This is a genomic window from Shewanella sp. 433, from assembly GCF_059338565.1.
This window is the reverse complement of the sequence record NZ_CM181703.1, coordinates 442,762-467,976: the sequence shown is the minus strand read 5'-3', so window position 1 is coordinate 467,976 and position 25,215 is coordinate 442,762. Positions and strand designations below refer to the sequence as shown.

Here is a 25,215-nt window from a genome sequence, read left to right as displayed (position 1 = left end):
TGTTGTAGCCCTTATTGAATGACATTTTTTACTGACCGCTAGGGTGAGTCAGTCATAGGGTGGAACATGAAAGCACTAAGCAAATTAAAGCCTGAAGAAGGCATCTGGATGGTCGATGCGCCAAAACCTGAAGTTGGCCATAACGATCTACTGATTAAAATTCGTAAAACTGCCATCTGTGGCACCGACGTACATATTTATAACTGGGACGAATGGTCACAAAATACCATCCCAGTCCCTATGGTAGTGGGTCACGAATATGTAGGTGAAGTGGTTGAGATTGGCCAAGAGGTACGTGGCTTTTCCATTGGCGATAGAGTATCGGGTGAAGGCCATATAACCTGCGGACATTGCCGTAATTGCCGCGCAGGTCGTACTCACTTGTGTCGTAACACTTCAGGTGTTGGGGTTAACCGTGAAGGGGCCTTCGCAGAGTATCTGGTGATCCCAGCTTTTAATGCTTTTAAGATCCCTGATGATATTTCTGATGATTTAGCCTCTATCTTTGATCCCTTTGGTAACGCAGTACATACCGCATTGTCATTCGATCTGGTAGGTGAAGATGTCTTAATCACCGGAGCGGGTCCTATCGGCATTATGGCGGCAGCCGTATGTCGCCATGTCGGTGCGCGTCACGTGGTGATCACCGATGTTAACGAATACCGCCTTGAGTTAGCGAAAAAGATGGGCGCCACTCGCGCCGTTAACGTCGCGACCGAAAAACTCGAAGATGTGATGCACGAACTTGGCATGACCGAAGGTTTCGATGTGGGGCTGGAGATGTCGGGGGTTCCTGCGGCGTTCCACTCAATGCTCGATACCATGAACCATGGCGGTAAAGTTGCTATGCTGGGTATTCCTGGTGGAGAGATGGCAATCGATTGGAGCAAAGTGATCTTTAAAGGATTAATTATCAAAGGCATATACGGTCGTGAAATGTTTGAAACCTGGTACAAGATGGCCAGCCTGATCCAGTCGGGTTTAGATATTTCGCCCATTATTACCCACCACTTCAATGTCGATGATTTCCAAGCGGGCTTTGACGCCATGCGCTCTGGTCAATCTGGTAAAGTGATCCTTAGCTGGGATTAACTCGGTATAATTGAGCTAGTAGGAGGCTGTTCAGCTGCAGCCTCCTATCACACACTCACCAATAATTATTGATTTCTACAGGTTTACTATGTCAGCTTTTAAACACTTAAGCGTTAATCAACTGCTGCAAATGCAACAAGAAAACAGTCCGCTCCAGATAGTCGATATTCGCGACAATGCTAGTTTCGAGGCTGGACACATTGCAGACGCAACCAACCTGACTAACGACAATCTTGCAGCCTATATTGCTGAAGCCGATATGGATCAGCCCTTGGTGGTGGTTTGCTATCATGGCATTAGTAGCCAAAATGCCGCAAACTATTTACACGAACAAGGCTTCGATGACGTATATAGCCTAGATGGCGGCTTTCAAGCGTGGCGCGAAGCGAACTAACCTCAGTGAGAAGATGCTAATGCTAGAAATTGGTCGCTTACCCAACGCACGTGCCGCACAGGCACTTATCGACTATTTAAAAGGTCAAGGTGTAAGCTGCCAACTATCCTACGATGAACAAGATGTTATCGTCTCTGTCGAGCGCGAACAGGACTATGCTCCAGCCCGCGCCGAGTATGAGCAATTTATTCAACATCCCCATGATGATAAATACCTGCAGGCTTCTTGGGATAATGGCAGCCCAGCAACAAAATTAGATTATGGTGCACCTAGCTTACAACTGCTAAGCCAATTTATTTCTGGCGCAGGACCACTCACGCTAGGCATTATTGCCATTTGTGCCGTGATCTATTTAGGCTTTAATATTGGCTTTGCCAATGTGCTATTTGAGCACCTGTCATTCTTTGGCGCCGTCCCCAATAGTGGCTTTGAGCAAGTATGGCGCGTCTTTACTCCCAGCCTGATGCACTTTTCAGCCATGCATATCTTGTTTAATTTACTCTGGTGGTGGTATTTAGGCGGTAAAATCGAAAACAAGCTCGGCGTAGCGCCATTGTTTATCATACTGTTAGTCGCCGGAACCCTACCCAATATTGTGCAGTATTTTATTACTGGCCCTAACTTTGGCGGCCTTTCTGGCGTCGTCTATGCGGTAGTTGGCTACACTTGGGTGATGGGCGTTAAACGCCCTGAAGCTGGCATAGGTCTGCCACCCGCCTATATTGTCTTTATGCTACTCTGGCTAGTACTAGGCTTTACCGATATATTTGGACTCTCGATAGCCAACGGTGCCCATATTGGCGGATTGATTGTTGGAGTTATTCAGGGCTTTATCGACAGTAGAAAACGCACCTAGGCGCTAGCGCCTAGGGCTTAGTGTTAACCGCCTAAGAGGCCAGTTCAATCACCTTCCTCACCAGTTTATTGATACCTATATGTGCTTGGGCAATGTTTTCTGCCAACATATAAGCTGGTGTACTGACTAATTTATTGGCTTCATCAACCACTATCTGCTCCACATTAGTCTCGACATGCTGCCCCCCCATCAAATTAAAGGCATGTGCAGTTTCGGTATCATGCCCAATGGTGCCGCGAGCCTGATGATACAACTTAGGGATCATCACCGGAGAAATACAGATAAAGCCCACTGGTTTTTTTGCTTCGATAAACTCATTAATAAAATGGCTCACCTCTGGTGCGATTTCGCATTCGCTGCCCGCAACAGCAAAGTTACATAGATTCTTGGCGGCGCCAAAACCACCGGGGATCAGTAAGCCATCAAACTCTCCGATAACAAGATCTGTCGTCGCCTTTATCTCACCACGAGCAATACGCGCCGACTCCACCAGCACATTACGTTTATCTTCGACATCTACCTCACCAGTAAGATGATTAACCACATGCATCTGGTCAATATCAGGCGCAAAACACTGGTAACAAGCACCAGCTTGAGTGAGGGATAACAAGGTCAGCACCGCCTCCTGGAGCTCGCTACCATCAAACACCCCCGCGCCACTCAATAACACTGCGAATTTTTTCATTAACAGCTCCTTTTATATACCCAATAGTTTTAACAACAATGAAACAAACAACTTGATCTGTTTATTTTTCGTGCTAAGTTAGTGCATCGACTTTAGCAAGCCGCTGTCAATTCGCCAAGCCAGAGCCGATAAATGGAATGAAAATAAAAGTCCACACATTAGGAAATTTTACTTGGAAGTAATACCTAGTTCACACAAAAAATAAACATCACATAAAATCAATAACTTAAAATCACACCATGTCGTCGCGGTTATAAAGCCTGCTCGTTGATTTTTTTTTAGCTCACAGACTTATCCACAGCCTAGTGAGTAATTTTGCGTGGCCGAAATCGTCCTAATGTGGCATGCTAGCGCCATCATCGAATACCGATAAATGAATAGATATTATGCCTACTATTGCTGAAAACCCACTGATCCTTGTGGATGGTTCTTCTTATCTTTACCGCGCTTATTATGCCCCCCCTCACCTAACGAACTCGAAAGGCGAAGCCACTGGCGCCGTTTATGGCGTAATTAATATGCTGCGTAGCTTGCTAAAGCAATACAAGCCGACACAGATGGCTGTGGTATTCGATGCCAAGGGTAAAACGTTCCGTAATGATTTGTATGCAGAATATAAGGCGCATCGCCCAACGATGCCTGATGACCTACGCTCTCAAATTGAACCGCTACACCGTATTGTGCGAGCACTTGGCCTGCCATTAGTCTGTGTGCCTGGCGTCGAAGCCGATGATGTTATTGGCACCATTGCTACTCAAGCGAGTAAAGAGGGGCGTTCGGTACTGATCAGCACTGGCGATAAGGATATGGCGCAGCTAGTCGATAATAATATTACCCTTATCAACACCATGACCAATACCATATTAGGGCCTGAAGAAGTGCTCGAAAAGTTTGGCGTCGGCCCAGAATTGATTGTCGACCTATTAGCACTGCAAGGCGATAAAGCCGATAACATTCCAGGCTTACCTGGTGTGGGTGAAAAAACCGCACTGGCGATGCTTAATGGCGTTGGTAGTATTGAGCAGATCTTAGCTCATCCTGAAAAAATGCCAGAGCTCGGCTTTCGCGGCGCTAAAACCATGCCGGCCAAAATTGCCGAACATGGCGAGATGCTAAGACTCTCATATGAGCTCGCGACCATTAAGTTAGATGTAGAATTAGAGCAAGATTGGCATCAGCTGAATATCGCTCCAGCCGATAATGAAGAGTTGATCAAATGCTATAGCGAAATGGAATTTAAGCGCTGGCTTGCAGAAGTGCTCGATGGTAAGGGCGCAAATAACATAACCAATGACGCTAAGGACGAAGATACCCCTCCTGTACCACAAGATATCGATGCCGATTACGTCACCATCTTAAGTTGGCAACAACTGGACGAGTGGATTGAAAAACTCGCTAGCGCCGAACTCTTTGCCGTCGATACCGAAACCACCAGCCTTAACTATATGCAGGCTAAGTTAGTCGGCTTATCCTTTGCTATTGAAGCGGGTCAGGCTGCGTATCTGCCACTGGCACATGATTACCCCGACGCGCCAGAACAACTGGACATGACGCAAGCCTTAGCCAAATTAACCCCACTACTGGAAGATGCTAGTATCAAAAAGGTTGGCCAAAACCTAAAGTACGATATGAGTATTCTGGCCAACGTGGGGATCACGCTACGCGGCATAGCCTTCGATACCATGCTCGAATCTTACGTGTTTAATTCGGTCGCCTCGAAACACAATATGGACGACTTAGCTCTGAAGTATCTCGGACATAAGACTATCGGTTTCGAAGAGATTGCAGGAAAAGGCGCCAAGCAACTGACCTTCAATCAAATTCCGCTAGAGATAGCTGCGCCTTACGCCGCTGAAGATGCCGATATCACCCTAAGATTACATCAGCATTTGTGGCCAAGATTAGCCAAGGCCCCTGAACTTGCGAGCGTGTTCAGTGATATCGAATTGCCGCTGGTGAGCGTACTATCACAAATTGAACGCCAAGGCGTGCTAATTGACAGCATGTTACTCGGCCAGCAAAGTGAAGAACTCGCACGAAAAATTGATGAGCTAGAACAAAAAGCTTACGACATCGCCGGCGAAACCTTTAATCTCAGCTCAACTAAACAGTTACAAGCCCTGTTTTTTGAGAAGCTCGGCTACCCTGTGATTAAGAAAACCCCCAAAGGCGCACCATCGACAGCCGAAGAAGTGTTAGTCGAACTGGCGCTTGACTACCCTTTACCTAAAATACTGCTAGAGCACAGAAGCTTATCTAAATTAAAGAGTACCTATACCGACAAACTACCTTTGATGGTCGATGCAAATACTGGCAGAGTACACACCAGTTATCATCAGGCCAATGCTGCAACCGGTCGTTTATCGTCGAGTGAGCCTAACCTACAAAATATCCCAATCCGCACCGAAGAGGGTCGCCGCATTCGCCACGCCTTCATCGCGGGTGAAGGACGTAAAATTCTGGCTGCCGATTACTCGCAAATCGAATTACGCATCATGGCACACCTATCGCAAGACTCAGGCCTACTGAGCGCGTTTGCCGAGGGTAAAGATATCCATAGCGCGACTGCTGCTGAAGTCTTTGATGTCGATTTTAGTGAAGTGACAAGCGAACAACGTCGCCGCGCCAAAGCGGTCAACTTTGGCCTCATTTATGGCATGTCCGCCTTTGGGCTAGCGCGTCAGCTCGATATTCCTCGTGCCGAAGCGCAAAAATATATCGATATTTACTTTAAACGCTACCCAGGCGTACTCAAGTACATGGAAGAAACACGCGCCGCGGCAGCCGAACAAGGTTACGTATCGACGCTATTTGGCCGCAGGCTCTACCTACCAGCCATCAAAGATAGAAATGCTATGCGGCGCCAAGCTGCTGAACGCGCCGCAATCAACGCCCCGATGCAAGGCACCGCTGCCGATATCATCAAGAAAGCGATGATTGATGTAGCGCATTGGATTGCAAGCGACACTCAAGGTGAGATCACCATGATCATGCAGGTACACGATGAATTGGTTTTCGAAGTTGATAGTGATAAAGCCGAGAGCTTAAAAGAAAAAGTCTGTCAATTAATGGCCAGTGCAGCCAGTCTTGATGTCGAACTACTGGCCGAGGCGGGTATTGGTGACAACTGGGAACAGGCGCACTAATACAATGCATATCCAGTAGCCAACTGACTAAAGGCGCAATATTTGAATTGATTAAGCCTCACTTAGTGTGAGGCTTTTTATTGCAGCAAAAAGCCACATAGACTATCAACGCGCTCATCTTAAGTCATTGCGGGGCATCTGCACCTGAAAAAGTAATTTATTTTCATTTTGAGTGTTAAAACAGCTAAATTATTATTTTAAAGTGCAAATATGAAACTTTAAGATCAAAAAAATGCTGTTTTTATCGCCTAAAGTTTAGATGTTGCTCACATTATTGTCGTTTTTTATAAAAAACAGTTTCCCAAATAACGGCTAATGCAGTATTATTCTCGGCGTAGGGTACAGAGGTTAAGATGTTCTATCTTTCAGACCTTTTTTAATTCACTTGTTAAGTGGATAGCCGAATTATGGCGCCTCAGCGATTTAATTGCTGGGGCTTTTTTTCGCCTAAAATTTAATTTAGAGCAAATACTTTAAGTTGGTCGAGATTCGCGCTATCATGCAGTTATTGAGAGCCATTGATCATCGATTGATGGAACTTGAGTCTTGTTGAATTTAGCTTCTCCTCAAAAGAGCTAATTTATTCGCCGATGGTTTACACCGTCGGTTTTTTTTGCCTAAAATTCCGCTATACCCCTCTTCTTCATTGCTATCTGCAATGCCCGTTCAACTATGAAACAAAAAAACGCCTCCTCGAAGGAAGCGTTTTAACAGTACAATAAATACTATTCTTGATCGGCCTCGGCCAATGCTTCAACTAACCAGTCAGGGTGACACCATTCATTCAGTATGCTTAATACCTTAGGTTTACCAGTGCCTTTCAGTGAAGAGAAGGGCTCCACCTTAACCGCATCACCAAAATCAATTAGCGCCTTGCGAACCTCGTTAACGGTTTTCATTCTGGCACTTTGAGCCAACTTGTCGCATTTCGTCAGCAGCGCAAGTACCGGAATATGACTATCAACAGCCCACTCTATCATCTGCATATCGAGATCTTTTAACGGATGACGAATATCCATCAGTACCACTAGGCCACTTAAGCATTCACGTTCTTGTAAATATTGACCTAACGCTTGTTGCCACTTCTTCTTTAACGCCAATGGAACTTGCGCAAAACCATAACCAGGCAGATCCACCAAGCGGCGATGCTCGTCGAGGGCAAATACGTTAATTAATTGCGTACGCCCAGGGGTTTTACTGGTTCGAGCTAAGCTTTTTTGTTCTGTAAGCTGATTTAATGCACTGGACTTTCCGGCATTAGATCGGCCTGCAAATGCAATTTCAACACCCACATCTCCAGGCAAATGTTCATTGAGATGCGCGATATCAGGTGCGCTGATCAAAAACTTTGCCTGCCGAAAATCGATACGAGAATCAGTCACTACCCACTCCAAAATTTGTTCATTCTTTAGTTTAAATATCGAAGAGTTGCTTACATTTGCACAATTTCGTGTAAAATATTACTCCGATCACATAAATCATATTTTATCACGCTTGCAGGTCACTCTCGTAAGCTCAGGACAAAAAATTTAACTAAAAGTTGGAACGCCATGAAAAAGCTAGCTATTGCGCTATCAATTTTAGCCACATTATCGACTCCCGCTATTGCAGCAGGTGATGCTGAAGCGGGAAAAACTAAAGCAATCATTTGTTCTGCCTGTCACGGTGTTGATGGTAACAGCATGATAGACATGTACCCTAAAATTGCAGGGCAACAAGAGACTTACCTGAAGAAACAGCTACATGATTTACGTCAAGCGGCTCACACTGGTGGTAAAGAGGGCCGTAACGAGCCACTAATGAGCCCTATGGCAGCAGGATTAAGCGACCAAGATATCGAAGATCTAGCCGCCTACTATGCTTCATTACCACTCACAGTGACTGAAGTAAAAGATGTACCTGAACTGGGTGAGCAACTTTACAAAGGTGGCGATACCGTCCGTGGAATTACCGCTTGTATCGCTTGTCACGGCCCTAACGGTAAAGGCTCTGAAGCAGCAGGTTTTCCAGCAATTGCAGGACAACACGCTAATTACATCAAAATTCAGCTAACTAAGTTCCACGACTCTACTCGTAACAACGACTTAAATGGCATGATGCAAGATGTCGCTAAGAAATTAACTAGCGAAGATATCGAAGCACTAGCAAAATATGTTGCCAGTATTAAGTAATTATTAAGCTTAATGAAAAAGGTGGTTACGATCACCTTTTTTAACCTCAAAAAGCTGACGCTTACGTCAACTGCGCAAATTCGGGCTTGACATAGATCACAGATTTCGGTTTAATTGTGCCCGTACCGAGGTGAACCCAACTGTTTATCCAAAATTTATCTAATAATATTAAACAGATTTCGGTATGTAACATCGCTTAAGATATAAGAATAAAGTGAAACCATAACAATAATAATATTAAGACCACTCACTAATAAAACAATATAGAGTCGCACTTCGAATTTGAAGTCAGGTCATGTTCGATTTTGGTAAGGATTATTGGTTAGGAAGGCCAATTCGCTAATTAGCACTCTCCTTACTCGTTCAGAAATGCTACAACTGAACTCAAGGTTACACCAACAAGGATGGTTGATTTATCATCAAAGATGATGAGCAATATTGTGATGTGTCATTAAGACCATCTACGGAAACTGTTGTCAGGAAGGCGACAGGCTAATAAGAAAGTGTCTGGAAGACCACAAACGATAAAAACTGCATGGATAGCAGACAAAAAATAAGATGGAATCCGACTGGGAAAGTCGCATAGCAAGTAAGGAAACTTGGAGTCAGAATTGAGTACCTAGGGTACTTTTTTGGAAGGCGACAGTCATACTGTCGCCTTTTTTTATGACAAAATGTACACTAAATGGAATCACCTAGAAGAGTCATTCGTTACCGATGCGAAGATGCCCCCTATGCCATAACGATAATACTACCCCCTTCTATCAAGATAGAAAACGTTGCATACACCGCTGTAAAACCTGCATGTTACTATTTGCCGATGCCAGTTCTCATTTGCCGCCCAAGGCCGAACTCAATAAATACCAAACGGCAACCCAAAAACATAAAGCCACCCGCCAACTAATATTGAGCCTCGTCGGCCAAATCGAACAAGAGACCACAAGCCCCTTAACCGGACTTAATTTTGGCCGTATCGTTATGCCTGCACTTATCGATGAGTTAGCCATTAATGGCCACCAACTGTATCAATACGACCCTTTTTTCGCACCACAACATAAAGTGCTAAAACAGCAATATGACTTTATCTGTTGTTATAAAGTATTTGAACACTTTCGCTTCCCAAATAGAGAGTGGCGTTTACTCTGTTCATTGCTAAAACCGGGCGGATGGATGGCGATAAATACGCAATTGATCACCGAGTTAACTGGCTTTTCCAAATGGCACCATAAGAATAATTTAACCCACGTCAGTTTTTATCAGCAGGCCACCTTCCAATATCTAGCATACCAAGCTGAATTTAAGCTATTATTCGCGTCAAACGATCTCATTTTGGTGCAAAAACCACCAAAATCTGATATAACACGCGACCCAAGTTCTCTTGTCTAATTTGATTAGATAAGTTCACGATATTTTTTGTAGTTGAGATTATTGCTATGTCCCGTAACAAATCGCGCAAAATCAATGAAAATGCGCCTAAGAAACAGCCACGAACGAAAAAGCAAGACCGTGTAGTTGCCGGCAAAAAGCAAAATTCGGGCAACAAACCGGGCAGCCGTCATGACGAAAAGCAGATCCAGCAAACACAATCGGGAGCGGCGAGAGCCAAAGATCCTCGTCACGGCAGTAAGAAGCCTGTGGCCTTAAATCTACCAACCGTTAAACCGGTAGAGAAAAAGCCTGCGGCTCCTAAAATGAGTGATGAGCAGAAGCTACTTAAATTAGAAGATGATCCGCGTCTAAATTCGCTACTCGACATGCTAGAAGAGGGCAAAACATTAACCGCAGCCGATCAGAGCTGGCTTGAAAAACAGCTGACTGAAATCGAACGTTTAATGGAGCGTCTCGGGATCAATGAAGAAGATGATTTAGAGCACGTAATGAAAACCACAGCAACGTCTGATGATGATTTGCTGGAGAAGTTTGAGTCTGGCGCTGATCTACTAAAAGACTACCAACGTAAAGACTAATGCACTCGCATGAGGACTTAATGGCATCGAATTCGATGCCATTTCTATATCTACTCCCCTAACACAGCTTATTTGGACCTGATTATGACGACTTCACTTATGATTATCGGTGCCTTAATTATTATTGGGCTTGCAGGCTACGCCGCCCACCTACTGATAAAATTAAAGCAGCAGACTCGGCAACAGCAAGCACAACAGGCCGCTCAGCAACAAGCGGTCGAGGCTCGAGAGCAAGAGCTGCTCGGCAATATTCATTATATTGCTGCCGCGATGCTAGAGGAGCGCTGTGAACTGTCTGAGGGAGTCATGCGTATCGGCAAACTATTTGGTATTTTGGGTCAAACAGAACAAGCCACCAGCCGTTACCCAGCCTTGTTCGCCCATTTCGAAGTGATTGAGCAGCACCCGATCATGGAGCAACGTAAAGCACTCAGTAAACAGCAGCGCATGAAACTCGACTTAGTCAGAATGAAATCAGAGGCGGCACTCGAGGCCGATATCAATCAAGAAACACAGCAACTGGTTAAAGATTACGCCCCTATCCAAAAATAGCGGCGTGAGTCGGCGCACAAATTTCACCTCGCACCACAGACATTTGGTCTAAATTCAAGGATATTCATCGGCTACTATTACTTGCAGTGTTAATTTGCAACAGAGATCAATGTTATTAATCTGATAACATTGCATACTTCGCTTGTTGCTAATTTACCACCTTCGGAGGACACGCCTTGAAGCAGCCCACCCAAATTAATTGGGATCAGTCAATGATCGAAAAGTATAATTACAGCGGTCCCCGTTACACCTCTTATCCGACCGCACTCGAGTTTGATGACTCTTTTACTGAAAACGATCTGCTGACTTCAATCAAGAACAGTAAAAGCGATAAGTTGTCGCTTTATCTGCACATCCCTTTTTGCGCTAAGCTTTGCTATTACTGTGGCTGCAACAAGGTGATCACTCGTCATCAGCACAAAGCTGACCAATATATTGAATATTTAGCGGCCGAAATTGTTAAGCGTGCGCCCCTGTTTAAAGACTACCTAGTAACACAAATTCACTGGGGCGGCGGAACTCCCACTTTCCTTAATCCTGAGCAGATCCTTAGACTCTCTTCGCTACTGCGCGAGCATTTTAATATTGCCGATGAAGGTGAGTATTCAATCGAAGTCGATCCTCGGGAAATTGAGCTATCTATGCTCGATACCCTCAAAGAAGCTGGATTTAACCGTATTTCGATTGGCGTGCAAGACTTCAACAAAAAAGTACAGGTCGCGGTTAATCGTGAACAAGATGAACAGTTTATCTTTGACCTTATGGCCAAAGCTAAAGCGATGGGCTTTGTATCGACCAATATCGATTTAATCTATGGTCTGCCACACCAAACACCAGAAACCTTTGCAGAAACCATGCAGCGGGTCTTAGACTTATCGCCCGATCGCCTATCTGTGTTTAACTATGCGCACCTGCCAGCACGCTTTGCTGCGCAGCGTAAAATTAAGGATGAAGATTTAGCCTCTCCGCAGCAAAAGCTAGAGATGCTACATCAGACCATCGAAACCCTCACAGGCGCTGGCTATCAGTATATTGGTATGGACCACTTTGCCAAACCTGACGATGAGCTATCTATCCTGCAAAATGAAGGTCGACTGCATCGTAATTTCCAAGGCTACACGACTCAAGAAGAGTGCGACCTACTGGGTTTAGGCGTGTCATCCATTAGCCAGATTGGCGATTGTTACGCACAAAACCAAAAAGACATTCGTCCTTATTATGAGTCTGTCGACGCCGTAGGCCATGCATTATGGAAAGGCTGTAAGCTTAACCGTGATGATGAGATCCGCCGCGTAGTGATTAAACAGCTCATCTGTCACTTTGATCTGGATATGGCCAAGATTGACCAGCAACTTGGAATTAATTTCGAAGAGTATTTTGCAGAAGATCTTAAGCTGCTACAAACCTTTGTTGACGATAAACTGGTCGATATCACCGACAGAAAGATCACCGTTAGCAATACAGGCCGCCTGCTTATTCGTAACATCTGCATCTGTTTCGATGTTTACTATCGCGATAAGGCACGTCAGCAACAGTTCTCACGTGTGATCTAATCGCTGCAGTTAACCGCTAGCGATAATGACCGTCCATTAAAAAGCCGATGATAATTCATCGGCTTTTTTGTTTATCACGCTCAGGTCATTACGCTTTGGCGGCGTATAACGCTTTGCGTTCGCTGTCAGATAAAAAGGCCATCTCCACGCCATTGCGTTGCAATAACGCTAACTCGGCATCGGTTAAGCCCATTTCAGCCTTCACCACCCGATATTCATGCTCAATATCGATAGCGCTCACACCTGGGTCGTCAGTATTGAGCCCAATCAACACCCCTGCATCCATGAAGGTGCGCAGCGGATGCTGTTGATAATTAGCAACCGTCGATGTGTGCAAGTTACTGGTTGGGCAAGACTCGATACCTATCTTGTGTTTAGCTAGGTATTCCATCAACTTAGGATCATGCACCGCATTAACACCATGGCCAATACGAGTCGCACCTAACTCCAAAATCGCCTGCCACATGCTTTCGGCGCCAGCCGCTTCACCAGCGTGAGCCGTAACGGCAAGGCCCGCATCACGCACCTTATTAAAATGGCTGTTAAACAGTGCACCAGGGAAACCGAGTTCATCCCCAGCCAAGTCCATCGCCACTAAGTGCTGTTTATGGGCCAGCAGCGCGTCGAGCTCCAGCATACAGGCTTGCTGGCCAAATGAGCGCGACATAATACCAATCAAATTAATCTTCACGTCATGCTCTTTTACACCGGCATTGACACCGTCGATCACCGCTTCGACAACCCCTTCGAGCGGTAATTGGTGGTTCATCGCCATGTAATATGGGCTAAAACGCAACTCAGCATAATCTAAGCCTGACACGGCTGCATCAACCACGTTTTCATAAGCTACGCGTTTAACGGCATCAAGATCGGCAAGCACGGCCACCATCCAATCGAGCTTCTTTAAAAACGCGACCAGACTCGACTCTTTACCTTGAATTTGTACAAAAGGCGCTAACCCTTCCAATGTATCGGATGGCAACGCAATGTGATGTTGATGACCAAGCTCCCAAATCGTATTAACCCTGACGTTGCCATCAAGGTGACGATGAAGGTCCACCAACGGAATGGATGTATCAATCATATTTAACCCCTATGTAAACCCCTCAGCCAATATTATTTTTTATCTGGTCTGAAGTTGTCAGCACTATAACACGCATTATTTAATCGACTGTACGACTTAATTCAGCTATCGCACCTTCATAGCGCCACTTGCTAGTTGGCGGATAATGAAGCGTAAGCCACACCGATGACAAGCAACACACAGCCGTGCATAATGTTTCACCTACGACTCACACCGATGAGTTAACAGCACAAATAACAACCATAAATAATAGCTATAAATGGAAGGATTCCCATGTACTCTCGCCTCGCCCCGTGTCTCTTACTTGTTAGTCTCAGCGCCTGCCAATTACAGCCATCGGCTCCAGCAACGTCATCATCAGCGGCAGATCCCATTAGCGTAAGCGCCACTAAAAATGCAACCTCGCAGGAGTTACAATCGGTTATCGATGACGCATGGCAAGTTCGCTTAGACTTTGATCCTGAACTGGCTTACGCATTAGGTGATAGCGCCGCAGCAGGCAAACTGGTTAACTTGTCGCCGCAAGCGTTAGCTTTGCAGGCTCAACGGCAACAAGCCTTGCTCACACGCTTACAGCAACTCGACAGCGCCATGCTTACTAAAGATGAGCAGATCAACGACCAAATTTTGCAGTATCAGCTGCAAAACAGTGTCGACATGTACCGCTATCATGATCACTACCTGCCTATTTCAGCAGAAAGCGGTTTTCATGCTTATATCGCTTCGATAGCCAAAGGACGCTTTACTCAAGCGCAAGATTACCAAGATTACCTAGCTAAATTGCAGGCTCTGCCAAACTACTTTGCCCAGCAAACCTATTGGTTAAAACAGGGATTAGCCGCAGGTATCACTCCGGCAAAAGTCGTGTTAACTGGTTTTGAAGACAGCATCAGCGCGTTTATCATTCCGGCTGAACAAAGTGGCTACTTCAAGCCCTTTACTCAATATCCGGCCCACTTTAGCCCACAACAACAAGCGCAGCTCACAGCCCAAGGGCTCGAGTTGATCCGCAGTTCAGTATTACCCGCCTATCGTGCTTATTTCGACTTTATGACCCAAGAGTATATTCCCGGTGCCCGCAGCAGCATCGCCGCCAGCGACCTGCCCAATGGCAAAGACTTTTATGAAAACCGCGTGCGTTACTATACCACCTTACCCATGACTGCCGATGAAGTGCACCAGCTTGGCCTTAAAGAGGTCAAACGGATCCGCGCAGAGATGCAAACCATCATCGACGATATCGGCTTTGAGGGGGACTTTGACGCTTTTTTGCATTTCCTGCGCACCGATCCGCAGTTTTACCCCCAAACCGCCGAGGAGCTGCTAAAAGAAGCCGCTTATATTGCTAAGCAAGCCGATGCCATATTGCCACGTTATTTTGGCCAATTACCCAGAATGCCTTACGGCATTCAACAGGTGCCTGCCGAAATTGCGCCTAAGTACACCACAGGACGATACTCGGGTTCGAGTCGAGACGACGAGCCCGGTTACTACTGGGTTAACACCTACGCCTTAGACAAGCGCCCCCTATATGAGATGGAAGCTTTAACCTTGCATGAAGCTGTGCCGGGACATCATTTACAGATCTCGCTCAATCAAGAGCTCACATCCTTACCCAATTTCCGCCGTTACAGCTATATTTCAGCCTTTGGCGAGGGGTGGGGATTGTATGCTGAGTTTTTAGGTCTAGAGGCAGGCTTTTATCAAGATCCCTACAGTAACTTTGGCCGCTTAACCTATGAGATGTGGCGCGCGGCGCGTCTGGTGGTCGACACAGGCATGCACGCCAAGGGTTGGTCTCGCCAGCAAGCCCTCGACTTTATGGCCAGCAACACCGCACTGTCGATGCACAATGTCACTACGGAGATCGACCGTTACATCTCATGGCCTGGGCAGGCACTGTCGTACAAGGTAGGGGAACTGACCATAAAACGCTTACGCCATCAGGCCGAGACGGCGCTCGGACAAGACTTCGATATCCGCGCATTTCACGATGCCATTTTAGCCAACGGTTCGGTACCCATGTCGGTACTCGAGGCACAAATAGAGGACTTTATTGCGGCGCAAAAAGGCTAATTGAGAATAGGAGGGTGAGCCTGTTTCTGGCTCACCTTCATGGATTAACTTAAGCAGCACAGGGTTAAATAAAAAAGAAAAAATACACCACTAAGAGAAACGAGACGATGGCACCGATGATCACCGGATAGATCATGTAAGCGTCATTGGCGCGCCTAGCCCGAATACGGCATAAGTTGGTTAAAAATAGGCTGTAGACAAACAACATCACCGAAATAATAGCGCCATAGCTAAAACTGAGCGACTGCATTTTTAACGCCGTAATAATCAACAACACCCAGTCGAGTAGGATTAAATAAAGAAAAAACTTCTGTAACTTATTGGTACCTACACGCTTAAAAGATGTTGTCATGCTTACCTCTAATTTACAGAACGACGTTTAAGTTGCTGCAGTAGCGATAACAGCTGCATATTATCGGCTTCGACCCAACGAGCCCCCCAGAACCGAAGCCGCCCCTTTACTTGGTGAGTGCGAGTGATTTCACATAGCAGCCGCTGCTGCTCAAATTGAATATAGAGTTGCTGCCCGATAGCCAAATTCATGCTCGCCAATAGCCCCACACCACTTAAACTAAAGTCTTTAATACTGGCTGCGCCTAATGACTTAGCAGTCAACCAACCCGGTTCGAATAGGGTGACGGCGACGCCATCGCAAGCCAAGACGAGCGAAGCGCTCGGGTTTGGCCGCAGACTAAAACGCTTATGCTCGCGGCGATTGTCATGCTCAAGTTCATCAGATATCGGTGAGTCGCTGAACCTATCCTTAGGTATATCGTCAAAATGAACTAAATCTTCGTACTTAATCACACTGTCATCCTTTTGTTTACTACTGGTAGCGGACTCTAGGTTGATTAGCCATTGCTTGCTGCTTGGCCTCTTGTACGTCCACTCCCGCTTCCAATACTTCTGCAGGCACCCCAACCATGTCACGGATCAGCTGTTCGGTCGATGAGGTTAAGATCAACACTTCAATACGGCGATTGGCCGCAGCGGCTGGCTCATCGGCAATATAAGGCACCTGATCGGCCATGCCTGTCACTTGAATCACTTGTTGACGTTTAACGCCGCCATATTCAAGCACTCGCCGCGCGAGCAGTGCCCGTTTACTGGATAATTCCCAGTTGGTGAACACTGTGCCTGCATAAGGAGTCGAATCGGTATGGCCAGAGATCACCATGGCATTGGTGATTTGACCCAATATTGGGCCTAACGCTAACAGTAAGTCTTCAAAATATGGTTGTATCTTGGCGCTGCCACGGGTAAACATAAACTGGTTAATATTATCGTGGATTAAAATCCGTATTCCTTGTGGCACCAAGGTAATAGCAATATTATCAGCCATTTCAGAGCTTTGCACTACACGATTAAGCTCACGGGCTAACATGGTTAACTGAGCTTGGGTTTCGTACTGCCCAGGTACCATGGCATTGAGCTCTGGGCCCAAACCCGCATTAGGCTCACTTTCTCCCACAGGCACATTATTGTACGCCGCAGGCCCCGCGCGCTCGGCGCCAGTGCCTTGGGTGGGGATCACAGCCTGCTGCACCGCCATCGACCCCTCTAAATCGATCATCGATGAGGCATCACTCATGCTAAACGGGTTCATCGGCCCAGTTTCATTCATCTCACCGCGCAGGTATTGGACTATCATGGTGCGCTCACTTTCGTCAGCAATCTGCATGATCCACAGCACCATAAACAAAGCCATCATCGCCAAGGTAAAGTCGGCAAAGGCCACTTTCCAAGCACCACCATGACCGCCGCCGCGTTTACTCCGCTTACGGCGGTTGATGATGACAGGTTCATTTTTCTGGATCATCAGTTTTTCTGCTCCTCCATCCAGCGCTCAAGCTCGATGAATGATGGGCGGCTTTCACTCTGGATCTGTTTACGACCAGCATCGATAGCCATCATAGGGGGCTTACCTTTAACGAAAGCGCTCAAAATGGCGGCAACACACCGCAGTTGAGCAGACTTACGGTCAACCAGATGCTCCAAAGCTTTTGATAAAGGGTCAAAAAAGCAGTAACAGGCAAAAATACCGATAAAGGTACCGACCAAGGCGGCCGCCACTTTCACACCAATCATGGTGATGGGACCATCGATAGCCGACATGGTAATAATAATCCCCAATACGGCGGCCAAAATACCAAAGCCCGGCATCGCCTCGCCCACTTTATGTAAGGCTTCTGATGGGCGTAACCTGTCCTCTTCGATGCGGTGGATCTCCTCTTCGAGCAGGTGCTCAAGATCATGAGGCGATATTTTACCAATCGACTGGATGCGTAGATTATCGATCAGAAATTGCAACACATCGGGATGCTTTAACACGGCGGGGTACATCAAAAATAGCGAACTGGCCTGCGGATTTTCAATGTGTTCGTCTAACACTTTAAGCCCTTGCATCTGAATTTGAGACATTAAGACCCCCATCAAACCAAACAGTTGCGGGTACAACTCAGGGTCTTCCTGCTCTTTGGTAAACAGCTCTTTAATTTGTTCAGCCATCTCGAGCAATACGGGTTTAGGGTTGGCTATCACAATCGCACCTAGACCCGCACCAAAAATAATCAAAATTTCAGCGGGCTGCCATAAGGATCTCAGTGTGCCACCTGCCCATAAATAGCCGCCAAATACAGAGAACAGGATGATCAGTAACCCAATTAATTTACTCATTATGCTTTACTTACTCCGAATAACGATTTATTGCTGCAGGACGCCTTTCAGCTGTGCTACGGCCAATTTATGCAGCTGACAGATGCGGGTCTCGGTTAACCCCAGCGTCGCGGCAATCTCTTTCAAATTGAGCTCATGTTGATAGTAAAGCGACAGGATTAGCTGTTCTCTTTCATTTAATTTTGCCATGGCTTTGATTAGGGTCTTTTTGAGGATAAATTGGTCGACACTATTGCCACCGGCAATGGGGTCATTACCCAGACTCAACATCTCATCTAGACTCTTCATGGTCTCTGCTTGCGAGGCATAAAGGCGCTCACGGTAGGCTTCCTGACTCAAACCCATCTCGGCAGCCACTTCCAGATCTTTTGGCTCTCGTCCTAGACGACGGCTCAACGTGCGCACCACATCGTTAAGCTCATGGGCCTGCTGCCTCACCGGACGCGGACGCCAATCTTGACGGCGTAACTCATCCAATATCGCGCCACGTATACGCTGACCAGCAAAAGAGATGAAACCATTGTCATACTCACCAGGGTAGCGCCGAGACGACTCCAGCAGTGCCATCATGCCTATCTGCTCCATATCTTCTATGGCCAACATGGCACCACAATGGCTACGTAACTGAGATACGGCGCGTTTTACCAAAGGCAAATACTGGCGCATTAGCTGCGCTTCACTCATGCGCTGCTGTGGCTCATCGTACACTTGTTGATAGGCTAGCTGACCGTCAGTATTCATTATCGACCCTTTACTGGAGCACCATGCGGGTGAAGAGCACTTCGTCGATATCCGACTGAAAATCATTTTCAGACAATACCTTCACTATCATCACTAAGGCTTCTGACTGTAGGCTTTCGAGTTGATCTCGGTTATTTAACTCTTGAAATGATTTACGTGAAAACATCTTCATCAATGAGTTACGGATCACTGGGTCGGCCTCAAGCAACTCGCTTTCGAGTAGCGGATTACGGCTCTTTACCGTCATTTCAAGTAACATGTAATGGGGATACTTATCGCCTGGAATCGACATGATGAACTTTTCCAATGGATAGTATTTCGCCACCTCTGCCGGCTCTTCTTTAGGCTGTAGATAGGGTTTAGTTAACTCAGGACCTTGCCAACCCAACCATAAAGCACCGCCAGTCCATCCAAGGAACACACAGATAATGGCTAAACTTTTAACTACACTCGATTTCGCTAGTGCCATGTAATTACTCCGGCATTACGCCAATAAATTCAATTGATGCTGGTGCAATTGCGCCGGCACCTCTGTTTCTGTCATAGGTTCAAAATCATGCCCACTGAGACTTGGACTCTTCAAACCTGCACTCTGTTGTTGTCGCTGCTGTTCATTGCCACTGCTACTTTGGCCAATATCTAACTCAATTTGACCGCCATGGTCTTGAGCCAAATCATTGCGTAGCCGCTCAAGTCCGGTTAGTAATGCCTCGCGCACCGCTGGATTAGCCGCATGCATTTGAATATGTAGACGATCGCCATCGAGGCGAATATTTAACTCAACTTTACCAAGCTCTGGCGGATCGAGGCGTAACTCGGCGTGCTTAATGCGTTGATCAATCTGAAAACGCAGCTGCTCGCGCATCGGAGTTAACATCTCATGCGCCTGCTGAGCAACACTGGCCTGTGGGCTAACCGACACTGGCCCCCATTGGCTCACATTGGCACCCTGCCGACCCGCTTGCTGCGTGGCCTGACTGGCAATATCCATCGCCTCACTATGACGAAGCTCTGCCATCGCTGGCAACAAACTTGGGTCGCTGCGAAGCGTAGTCACGCCAGTTGCAGGCAAAGCACTGGTGTTTGATGCCAAGGCCATGTTGGCAAGTGGCATAAACTCGGCTCCAGGGCCGCCACCTTTGATCAGCGACGCGGGTAATGCCACGCTGCTATTGTCCGCAGCCGTTACTGCACCAACCTGTATAGGGGTGGCTAAGGTACCAGCAGGGATCTTGATTGCCGTTTTCATGGGGTTGCTCAAGGTCGCCAAGGCATTGGCCTGTGCGGCGCTATCGCTGCCTGCTGCGGCGAATCGCATTGCCATATCGTTGCCGCCGTCAGCCATGGCGGTTGAAAATCCCAACTGCGCCGCATAAGGGCTGGCGGTGGTGACGATACTGGCCAATGGTGCACTCTGTGGTGACAGCAATTCAGGGTTAAGCAGGCCACGGTAGCTCATATTAGCGGGGGCCATATTCACAGAAGTCATGCTAGCTGAACTCATCGCACCCATAGGCATAGGGCCGCCGCTCAACTCATGAGCTAATGCCTGCTCAAGCATCGCTAAAGCGATGTCAGTTTGCTCACCTTGCGCTGCAGTATCGACTAAAGCTGGCGTATCCTTATCGGCAGGCAATAGGGCAAACTGCGGTATCTCCTCGTGCTCTGACGTGTTAGCCGAAGACGTGTTAGCCGTAACGCTCGCCGCTTTACCACTGGCCTCGGCCGCAACGGGTCGCGCCATTATAAAATCAGATATCATCAACAGCTCCGCTGCTTAGGGTTAATTGATAGGCCGCAAGTCCCGGTTGTTGCTGTTTAAAGCGCTTCATCTCTTCGCTGAGTTCATCGCGCGCCGCCTCCAATTCACGCAACACTTGAGCATGGATCTGTCCAAGATCGGCGCGGGCTTGTCGTTGTGCCTCGCTACTTACCGTACCCGCCTTGGTCAACGCCCTGATAAGGGTGGCATTGACCCGAGTGACATTCTCCCAATCAGCTTGGTCTGCATACTGACGTAACGCGACGCCAAAACGCTGCCACTGCTCAATTGAGATTGGCCCATCCTTCTCTAACATTGGTAATAACCTCGGTTACAGGCTGGAGCGCTTCGGCGCTGTTCTCAATACTGGCACTGATTAATTGACGGCTACAGTAGTCATATAAACGATTTAGGCTGGTGGCCACTTCTCCGCCGTTTTCCAAGTCCAGCATGGAGTCGAGCCCATGAACAATATTGAGACACTTATTGATGCTAATACCCTTAGCCTCATAGCGTTTTCGCTCCATGTGCCCTGCGGCGCGCTCTAACTCTTCAAGCAAACCTTCCAGTAGCATACGAACCATATCGTGGGGATTCGCAGCGGCAACGCGGGCATCTAAAGAGGCTTGCTGATACGCATTAAAGGGATCGTGCTCATTTAACATTTATACTATTTTCCTTTTAAAACAAACCACTGGCTGCACTCAGTTGGTTTATGGTCGCTTCCATGGCCGTAAATTGGGCCAAGTAAATTTGGTAACGTTGCTGCATGTGATAATCGTGACGCTCCATGTTCTCGTTGACTCTGTCTATCTGGCCATCGAGGGTATCTTTCTTCAGATCCATCAAGCCTTGAAAGTCGTTAAAGGGTTTCATCACTGTTTCGAGTCTGTCGACATAACTGCCAGCATCGGTAAACATGGCTTCGATAGCCGATGCATCACCCTTTAGCGCGTCGGTCAACTTAGTTTCATCAACTTTCAACTTGCCGTAGCGGTCTAATTCAATGCCGATATCCGATAAACGCATGCCGTTTGGTGCACTGGCAAATATCGAGTCACGCATCTGGCTTTGCAATTGACGAATAGAAGCGTCCCCTTTCAAGACGCCGATTTGTCCCTCTTTTACCGTAGTGGCTACTTCATCTTCATCGTCTTTATCGGTATTGTTATCTTCCTCAATCACCGAACTGCCCATCGAGCGAGTCAACTGATTGATCTGCTGCAACATGGTGTTAAAGGCTTCAACAAAGTCTTTCACTGCATCTTGGGTACCTTCGAAATCTTCTTCGATTTTAACCCAACTACTTTCGCCAACGGCGTGAGTACTGGTTAACTCTAAGCTGACGCCATCGACCACATTTTCGAGGTAGTTGCTGCTACTGGTAATGTCGATACCATTAAGGCTTAGCTTGGCGTCTTGCGCCGCGCGGCGCTCGGTCATACCGAAATCAACCCCATCAAGCTCAACGGTTAAACTGTTGGCCACGCCTGATTCGGTCGCCGACATCATTAATTCAACTTGGCCGCCCGTACGCACCAAAGAGGCTTGCATTCCAGGGTTATCTGGATGCTTGTTAATCACATCGCGTAATTGCGCCACCGTCATGGGCGCGCCACTATTAACCGTCGCAAGATCAATCTCTAAGCGCTGGGCAGGATCGCTACCTAGCTGAATACTAAACACACCTGAGGCCGGCAATAACTCATCTTCTGAGGCATAACTCTTGGTTAATTGCTGTGCCTGCGCCAACTGCTCGATATGCAGCTCATAATTTCCCTTAGGGGCATCGGCCGTCACTGTTACGCTGGCTTTGTCGTCACTGACGCTCGAGGTCTTGCCTTTGAAGGCTTCAGTGTCAAAACTGGTTAACTTAGCCGTTAGCTTGTCCATGCTTTTTTCAAGCAATTTATACGCATCTAACTTGGCGTTATAGGTGTTAAGGTTGTTCTTATATAGGGCATCTTTTCCCGCACGCTCAACCATAATCAGCTGTTCGGAAAACTGCGCCGCACTCATACCTGAAATCATTAAAAAATCCTCTTATTGATAACCTTAAAGCAAACCTTGTACCAAGATTTATCTAATTGTTTTTAATATATTTTTAAAAGAAGCGAGATCCTATTAGGTGAGGAGGCTTCCGTTGTTACAACACAAAGGGAAGTAATGCTTCCGCGCCAATGCGCTCAGTGGGTAACAACAATCGATGTGGATAGCTCAAATAGGCGACCGAAACGGGCTGGAGCTGAAATAAGCAGGGAGACAAAAGTCAATTTAAGAGGATAAAAAAAGGGGCCGCAGCCCCTTGATGGTTAAGGTGCTTACAATTAACGTAATAGACCCATAACCAAACCAGTGTTTTGGTTTGCAGAAGACAGGATAGTGGTACCTGCTTGAACTAACATTTGGTTCTTAGTCATGCTTGCAGATTCAGTCGCGAAATCAGCATCCATAATACGACCAGCAGCAGACTTAGTGTTTTCTGTGATGCTAGTTAAGTTAGCCGCAGTGTGACCTAGACGGTTGATGTTAGCACCTAGCTCAGAACGCGCAACACCCACTTCATCGATATAAGTATCAATCGCTGTAATTGCAGCAGTTGCACCAGCAGTCGTTGTTAAATCACCAGCTAGGGCAGTTGGAGCAGCCATGGTGACAGTTAGCGTTTCAGTAGTACCAGCACCAATTTGGAACTGAACACCACCAGTTAGCTTAGCCATTAGGTCGTTACCCGCGTAAGTGGTTTCACCCATAATACGAGTAGATTCAGCAACCAACTCTTGGAATTCTGCATCAAGTGCCGCCATATCTGTAGTCGAGTTCACGCCGTTGGCTGCTTGAGTGGCCAATTCTTTTTGACGGTTAGCGATGTTAGTCAACTCTTCTAGCGCACCGTCACCAGTTTGTAGCATAGAAGTCGCATCAGAAATGTTACGATTGGCAGTTTCCATGCCACGGATGTTGGCATTCATACGGTTAGCAATCTGTAGACCTGCAGCATCGTCAGATGCGCTGTTGATACGAAGACCAGTAGATAAACGCTCCATAGCGTTAGTCAGTAGATCGTTGCTCTTAGTAACCGCATTTTGTGAAACCAGTGACGCGTAATTAGTGTGAACTGAAAGCATGTGTATTCTCCAAGAAATTAAAATGTTTCATCGTGATTCACAATAGATAAGACGGCAGTGCAAAAGAAAACTGAAAATAAAAATCTAAAATTTTTTAAATAAATTGATCTAACCTGTCACTCGAGCGCCGATCACCATAGCCGCTGTGGTGGTTATCAACTCCTCCAAAATAAAAAGATGCTAAGAACACGATACAGAAAAAGCATAACGACACGGCAAGAGTTACCTCATTGTCATGAAAAAGCCGACCCTAGGGTCGGCTTAATATTCTCACTCACTCGTTGAAGTCAATGATTCCAGCAGAAATGTGCACAATTTAACCCAATAGCGCAGTCACTTGATCGCGATTGGCATTGCCCTGCGCCATCAATGACGTCAACTGGTAGACAAAGGGTTGCGGCTGCATAAACTTGTCCAGTAGTTGTAACTCCTTCTGTGGTGGAATGGCCGCCATCGATGTCTGCATCTGGCTCAGTAATGCGGCGTGGGTGGCTAAGATCACCTGGATCTGACTATCGATTTTTTGTTGTGTCTTGGTTACTTTAGCTAAGGTCTGCTTTAAGTTGCTGTCGGCCTTTAAACCCCACTCGCGGGGATCTTGCACACTAAAGCGCTCATCCAAGTGGATATTACGCAACTCGCCAGCGGGCAAGCGTTGCCCCTCGCCCATCATCAGCAAGCCTTCTTGTACCTGTTGCCACACAGAGCTGGGTGCCTTAAACAAACATTCGCCATTGATCCGTTCAACATTAAGCCCTAAAGGGGCGAGTGCATTAGCTAACACCTGATTAAGCTGCTGCCGGTCCAAGCCGGCAGCCAAGGTCACATGTAATGAGCGCTGACCAAGCTGCACCAATATGCGCTCGTCACGTTGCTTCGGCACAGTTAAGTCGACCGAGCGCAACACAAAAGCATGCGTGGCAGCAGGGGTTTGCGATAGCAGGTTAAAATGATGATCGAGTAATAGTTGACCGCGATAAAAGGGGCGAATTTGGCTCAGACGTTGCCGCTCTTGCTCGGCTTTAAATAAGGTCTGCTGACCTATCTCACCAGAGCCTGAGCGGATCACGCTGTACAACTGCTGGCGAATGTGGCTCAACAAGCTTGATGCCTGCTGCAGCGCTTGCAGTGCCACCTGAGAGGCACTCACTTGATGCTGCTCTTTGGTGCTACTGGCCCAGCGACCATAAGAAGCCAGTCGATGCTTAGGTAGGGCCCGAGTGGGTTGCGGCCCCTGCTGTACAGGGGCGACTGGCGCTGTATGGCTACTGCTAACAGTCTGATTCTGTCGTAACACATTGAGCGAATCACCTATCGCATTAACCATCTAAC

25 protein-coding genes are annotated in these 25,215 nt (G+C 46.9%); 10 read left to right on the top strand and 15 right to left on the bottom strand.

Features of this window, described 5'->3' with window-relative positions:
- Positions 1-66: 66 nt before the first annotated feature.
- From tdh to glpG, 3 genes are all read left to right on the top strand, one after another.
- Entirely contained in the window at positions 67-1,092 is a 1,026-nt protein-coding gene (gene tdh / locus AC5YB1_RS02240) for an L-threonine 3-dehydrogenase (RefSeq protein ID WP_475515265.1), read from the top strand.
- Positions 1,093-1,180: 88 nt separating this feature from the next.
- On the top strand, positions 1,181-1,486 hold the full coding sequence (gene glpE, locus AC5YB1_RS02235) for a thiosulfate sulfurtransferase GlpE (protein ID WP_475515266.1): 306 nt from the start codon (positions 1,181-1,183) through the stop codon (positions 1,484-1,486).
- A gap of 19 nt (positions 1,487-1,505) precedes the next feature.
- The gene (gene glpG / locus AC5YB1_RS02230) at positions 1,506-2,342 is read left to right on the top strand and encodes a rhomboid family intramembrane serine protease GlpG (protein WP_494520546.1); all 837 of its coding nucleotides are present in this window, start codon (positions 1,506-1,508) and stop codon (positions 2,340-2,342) included.
- Between the two features lie 31 nt (positions 2,343-2,373).
- Here the strand turns inward: glpG and elbB are convergent, their stop codons facing one another.
- Positions 2,374-3,027, bottom strand: coding sequence for an isoprenoid biosynthesis glyoxalase ElbB (gene elbB, locus AC5YB1_RS02225; protein ID WP_494520545.1), 654 nt, complete (start codon positions 3,025-3,027; stop codon positions 2,374-2,376).
- Positions 3,028-3,413: 386 nt separating this feature from the next.
- Here elbB and polA point away from each other — a divergent pair, with 386 nt between their 5' ends.
- Complete coding sequence (gene polA / locus AC5YB1_RS02220; RefSeq protein WP_494520544.1) at positions 3,414-6,173, top strand: DNA polymerase I; 2,760 nt, start codon at positions 3,414-3,416, stop codon at positions 6,171-6,173.
- Positions 6,174-6,898: 725 nt separating this feature from the next.
- On the opposite strand, the gene yihA is transcribed toward polA, so the two are convergent.
- The gene (gene yihA, locus AC5YB1_RS02215) at positions 6,899-7,555 is read right to left on the bottom strand and encodes a ribosome biogenesis GTP-binding protein YihA/YsxC (protein ID WP_110458406.1); all 657 of its coding nucleotides are present in this window, start codon (positions 7,553-7,555) and stop codon (positions 6,899-6,901) included.
- A gap of 168 nt (positions 7,556-7,723) precedes the next feature.
- On the opposite strand from yihA, the gene AC5YB1_RS02210 reads away from it, so the two are divergent.
- The 5 genes from AC5YB1_RS02210 (at position 7,724) to hemN (ending at position 12,416) form a co-directional block, all read left to right on the top strand.
- The gene (locus AC5YB1_RS02210; RefSeq protein ID WP_494520543.1) at positions 7,724-8,344 is read left to right on the top strand and encodes a c-type cytochrome; all 621 of its coding nucleotides are present in this window, start codon (positions 7,724-7,726) and stop codon (positions 8,342-8,344) included.
- A gap of 717 nt (positions 8,345-9,061) precedes the next feature.
- A complete protein-coding gene (locus AC5YB1_RS02205) occupies positions 9,062-9,730 on the top strand; it encodes a methyltransferase domain-containing protein (RefSeq protein ID WP_494520542.1) in 669 nt (222 codons plus the stop codon).
- Positions 9,731-9,777: 47 nt separating this feature from the next.
- On the top strand, positions 9,778-10,311 hold the full coding sequence (yihI, locus tag AC5YB1_RS02200; protein ID WP_475515272.1) for a Der GTPase-activating protein YihI: 534 nt from the start codon (positions 9,778-9,780) through the stop codon (positions 10,309-10,311).
- Positions 10,312-10,395: 84 nt separating this feature from the next.
- Entirely contained in the window at positions 10,396-10,863 is a 468-nt protein-coding gene (locus tag AC5YB1_RS02195; protein WP_494520541.1) for a DUF2489 domain-containing protein, read from the top strand.
- A gap of 176 nt (positions 10,864-11,039) precedes the next feature.
- Positions 11,040-12,416 carry an oxygen-independent coproporphyrinogen III oxidase gene (gene hemN / locus AC5YB1_RS02190; RefSeq protein ID WP_110458411.1) on the top strand — a complete coding sequence of 459 codons (1,377 nt, stop codon included), beginning with the start codon at positions 11,040-11,042 and terminating at the stop codon, positions 12,414-12,416.
- 88 nt (positions 12,417-12,504) lie between these two features.
- On the opposite strand, the gene add is transcribed toward hemN, so the two are convergent.
- Positions 12,505-13,500 (bottom strand): adenosine deaminase, encoded by a 996-nt coding sequence (gene add / locus AC5YB1_RS02185; protein ID WP_494520540.1) that lies wholly within the window; start codon positions 13,498-13,500, stop codon positions 12,505-12,507.
- Positions 13,501-13,773: 273 nt separating this feature from the next.
- Here add and AC5YB1_RS02180 point away from each other — a divergent pair, with 273 nt between their 5' ends.
- Positions 13,774-15,576: a DUF885 domain-containing protein gene (locus tag AC5YB1_RS02180; RefSeq protein ID WP_494520539.1), complete on the top strand. Its 1,803-nt coding sequence runs from the start codon at positions 13,774-13,776 to the stop codon at positions 15,574-15,576.
- Between the two features lie 64 nt (positions 15,577-15,640).
- Here the strand turns inward: AC5YB1_RS02180 and AC5YB1_RS02175 are convergent, their stop codons facing one another.
- The 12 genes from AC5YB1_RS02175 to AC5YB1_RS02120 all read right to left on the bottom strand — a co-directional run bounded on the left by AC5YB1_RS02175 (position 15,641) and on the right by AC5YB1_RS02120 (position 25,210).
- A complete protein-coding gene (locus AC5YB1_RS02175) occupies positions 15,641-15,928 on the bottom strand; it encodes a hypothetical protein (protein ID WP_494520538.1) in 288 nt (95 codons plus the stop codon).
- A gap of 8 nt (positions 15,929-15,936) precedes the next feature.
- The gene (locus tag AC5YB1_RS02170) at positions 15,937-16,383 is read right to left on the bottom strand and encodes a PilZ domain-containing protein (protein WP_494520537.1); all 447 of its coding nucleotides are present in this window, start codon (positions 16,381-16,383) and stop codon (positions 15,937-15,939) included.
- Positions 16,384-16,402: 19 nt separating this feature from the next.
- Complete coding sequence (locus AC5YB1_RS02165) at positions 16,403-17,395, bottom strand: flagellar motor protein MotB (protein ID WP_494520536.1); 993 nt, start codon at positions 17,393-17,395, stop codon at positions 16,403-16,405.
- On the bottom strand, positions 17,395-18,252 hold the full coding sequence (gene motA, locus AC5YB1_RS02160; protein WP_494520535.1) for a flagellar motor stator protein MotA: 858 nt from the start codon (positions 18,250-18,252) through the stop codon (positions 17,395-17,397). Before motA ends, AC5YB1_RS02165 begins: the two co-directional genes overlap by 1 nt.
- Before the next feature lie 27 nt (positions 18,253-18,279).
- Entirely contained in the window at positions 18,280-18,993 is a 714-nt protein-coding gene (locus AC5YB1_RS02155; protein WP_494520534.1) for an RNA polymerase sigma factor FliA, read from the bottom strand.
- A gap of 10 nt (positions 18,994-19,003) precedes the next feature.
- A complete protein-coding gene (locus tag AC5YB1_RS02150; RefSeq protein WP_494520533.1) occupies positions 19,004-19,462 on the bottom strand; it encodes a flagellar basal body-associated FliL family protein in 459 nt (152 codons plus the stop codon).
- A gap of 15 nt (positions 19,463-19,477) precedes the next feature.
- Positions 19,478-20,755 (bottom strand): flagellar hook-length control protein FliK, encoded by a 1,278-nt coding sequence (locus AC5YB1_RS02145; RefSeq protein WP_494520532.1) that lies wholly within the window; start codon positions 20,753-20,755, stop codon positions 19,478-19,480.
- On the bottom strand, positions 20,745-21,071 hold the full coding sequence (locus tag AC5YB1_RS02140) for a hypothetical protein (RefSeq protein ID WP_494520531.1): 327 nt from the start codon (positions 21,069-21,071) through the stop codon (positions 20,745-20,747). The genes AC5YB1_RS02145 and AC5YB1_RS02140 overlap by 11 nt, the downstream gene beginning before the upstream one ends.
- Positions 21,040-21,420, bottom strand: coding sequence for a flagellar export chaperone FliS (gene fliS / locus AC5YB1_RS02135; protein WP_494520530.1), 381 nt, complete (start codon positions 21,418-21,420; stop codon positions 21,040-21,042). Before fliS ends, AC5YB1_RS02140 begins: the two co-directional genes overlap by 32 nt.
- Before the next feature lie 16 nt (positions 21,421-21,436).
- The gene (gene fliD, locus AC5YB1_RS02130; RefSeq protein ID WP_494520529.1) at positions 21,437-22,786 is read right to left on the bottom strand and encodes a flagellar filament capping protein FliD; all 1,350 of its coding nucleotides are present in this window, start codon (positions 22,784-22,786) and stop codon (positions 21,437-21,439) included.
- A 296-nt stretch (positions 22,787-23,082) separates the two neighbouring features.
- Positions 23,083-23,883 (bottom strand): flagellin N-terminal helical domain-containing protein, encoded by an 801-nt coding sequence (locus AC5YB1_RS02125; RefSeq protein WP_494520528.1) that lies wholly within the window; start codon positions 23,881-23,883, stop codon positions 23,083-23,085.
- A 316-nt stretch (positions 23,884-24,199) separates the two neighbouring features.
- Positions 24,200-25,210, bottom strand: a complete 1,011-nt coding sequence (locus tag AC5YB1_RS02120) for a hypothetical protein (protein ID WP_494520527.1) — start codon at positions 25,208-25,210, stop codon at positions 24,200-24,202.
- Between the last annotated feature and the right edge of the window lie 5 nt (positions 25,211-25,215).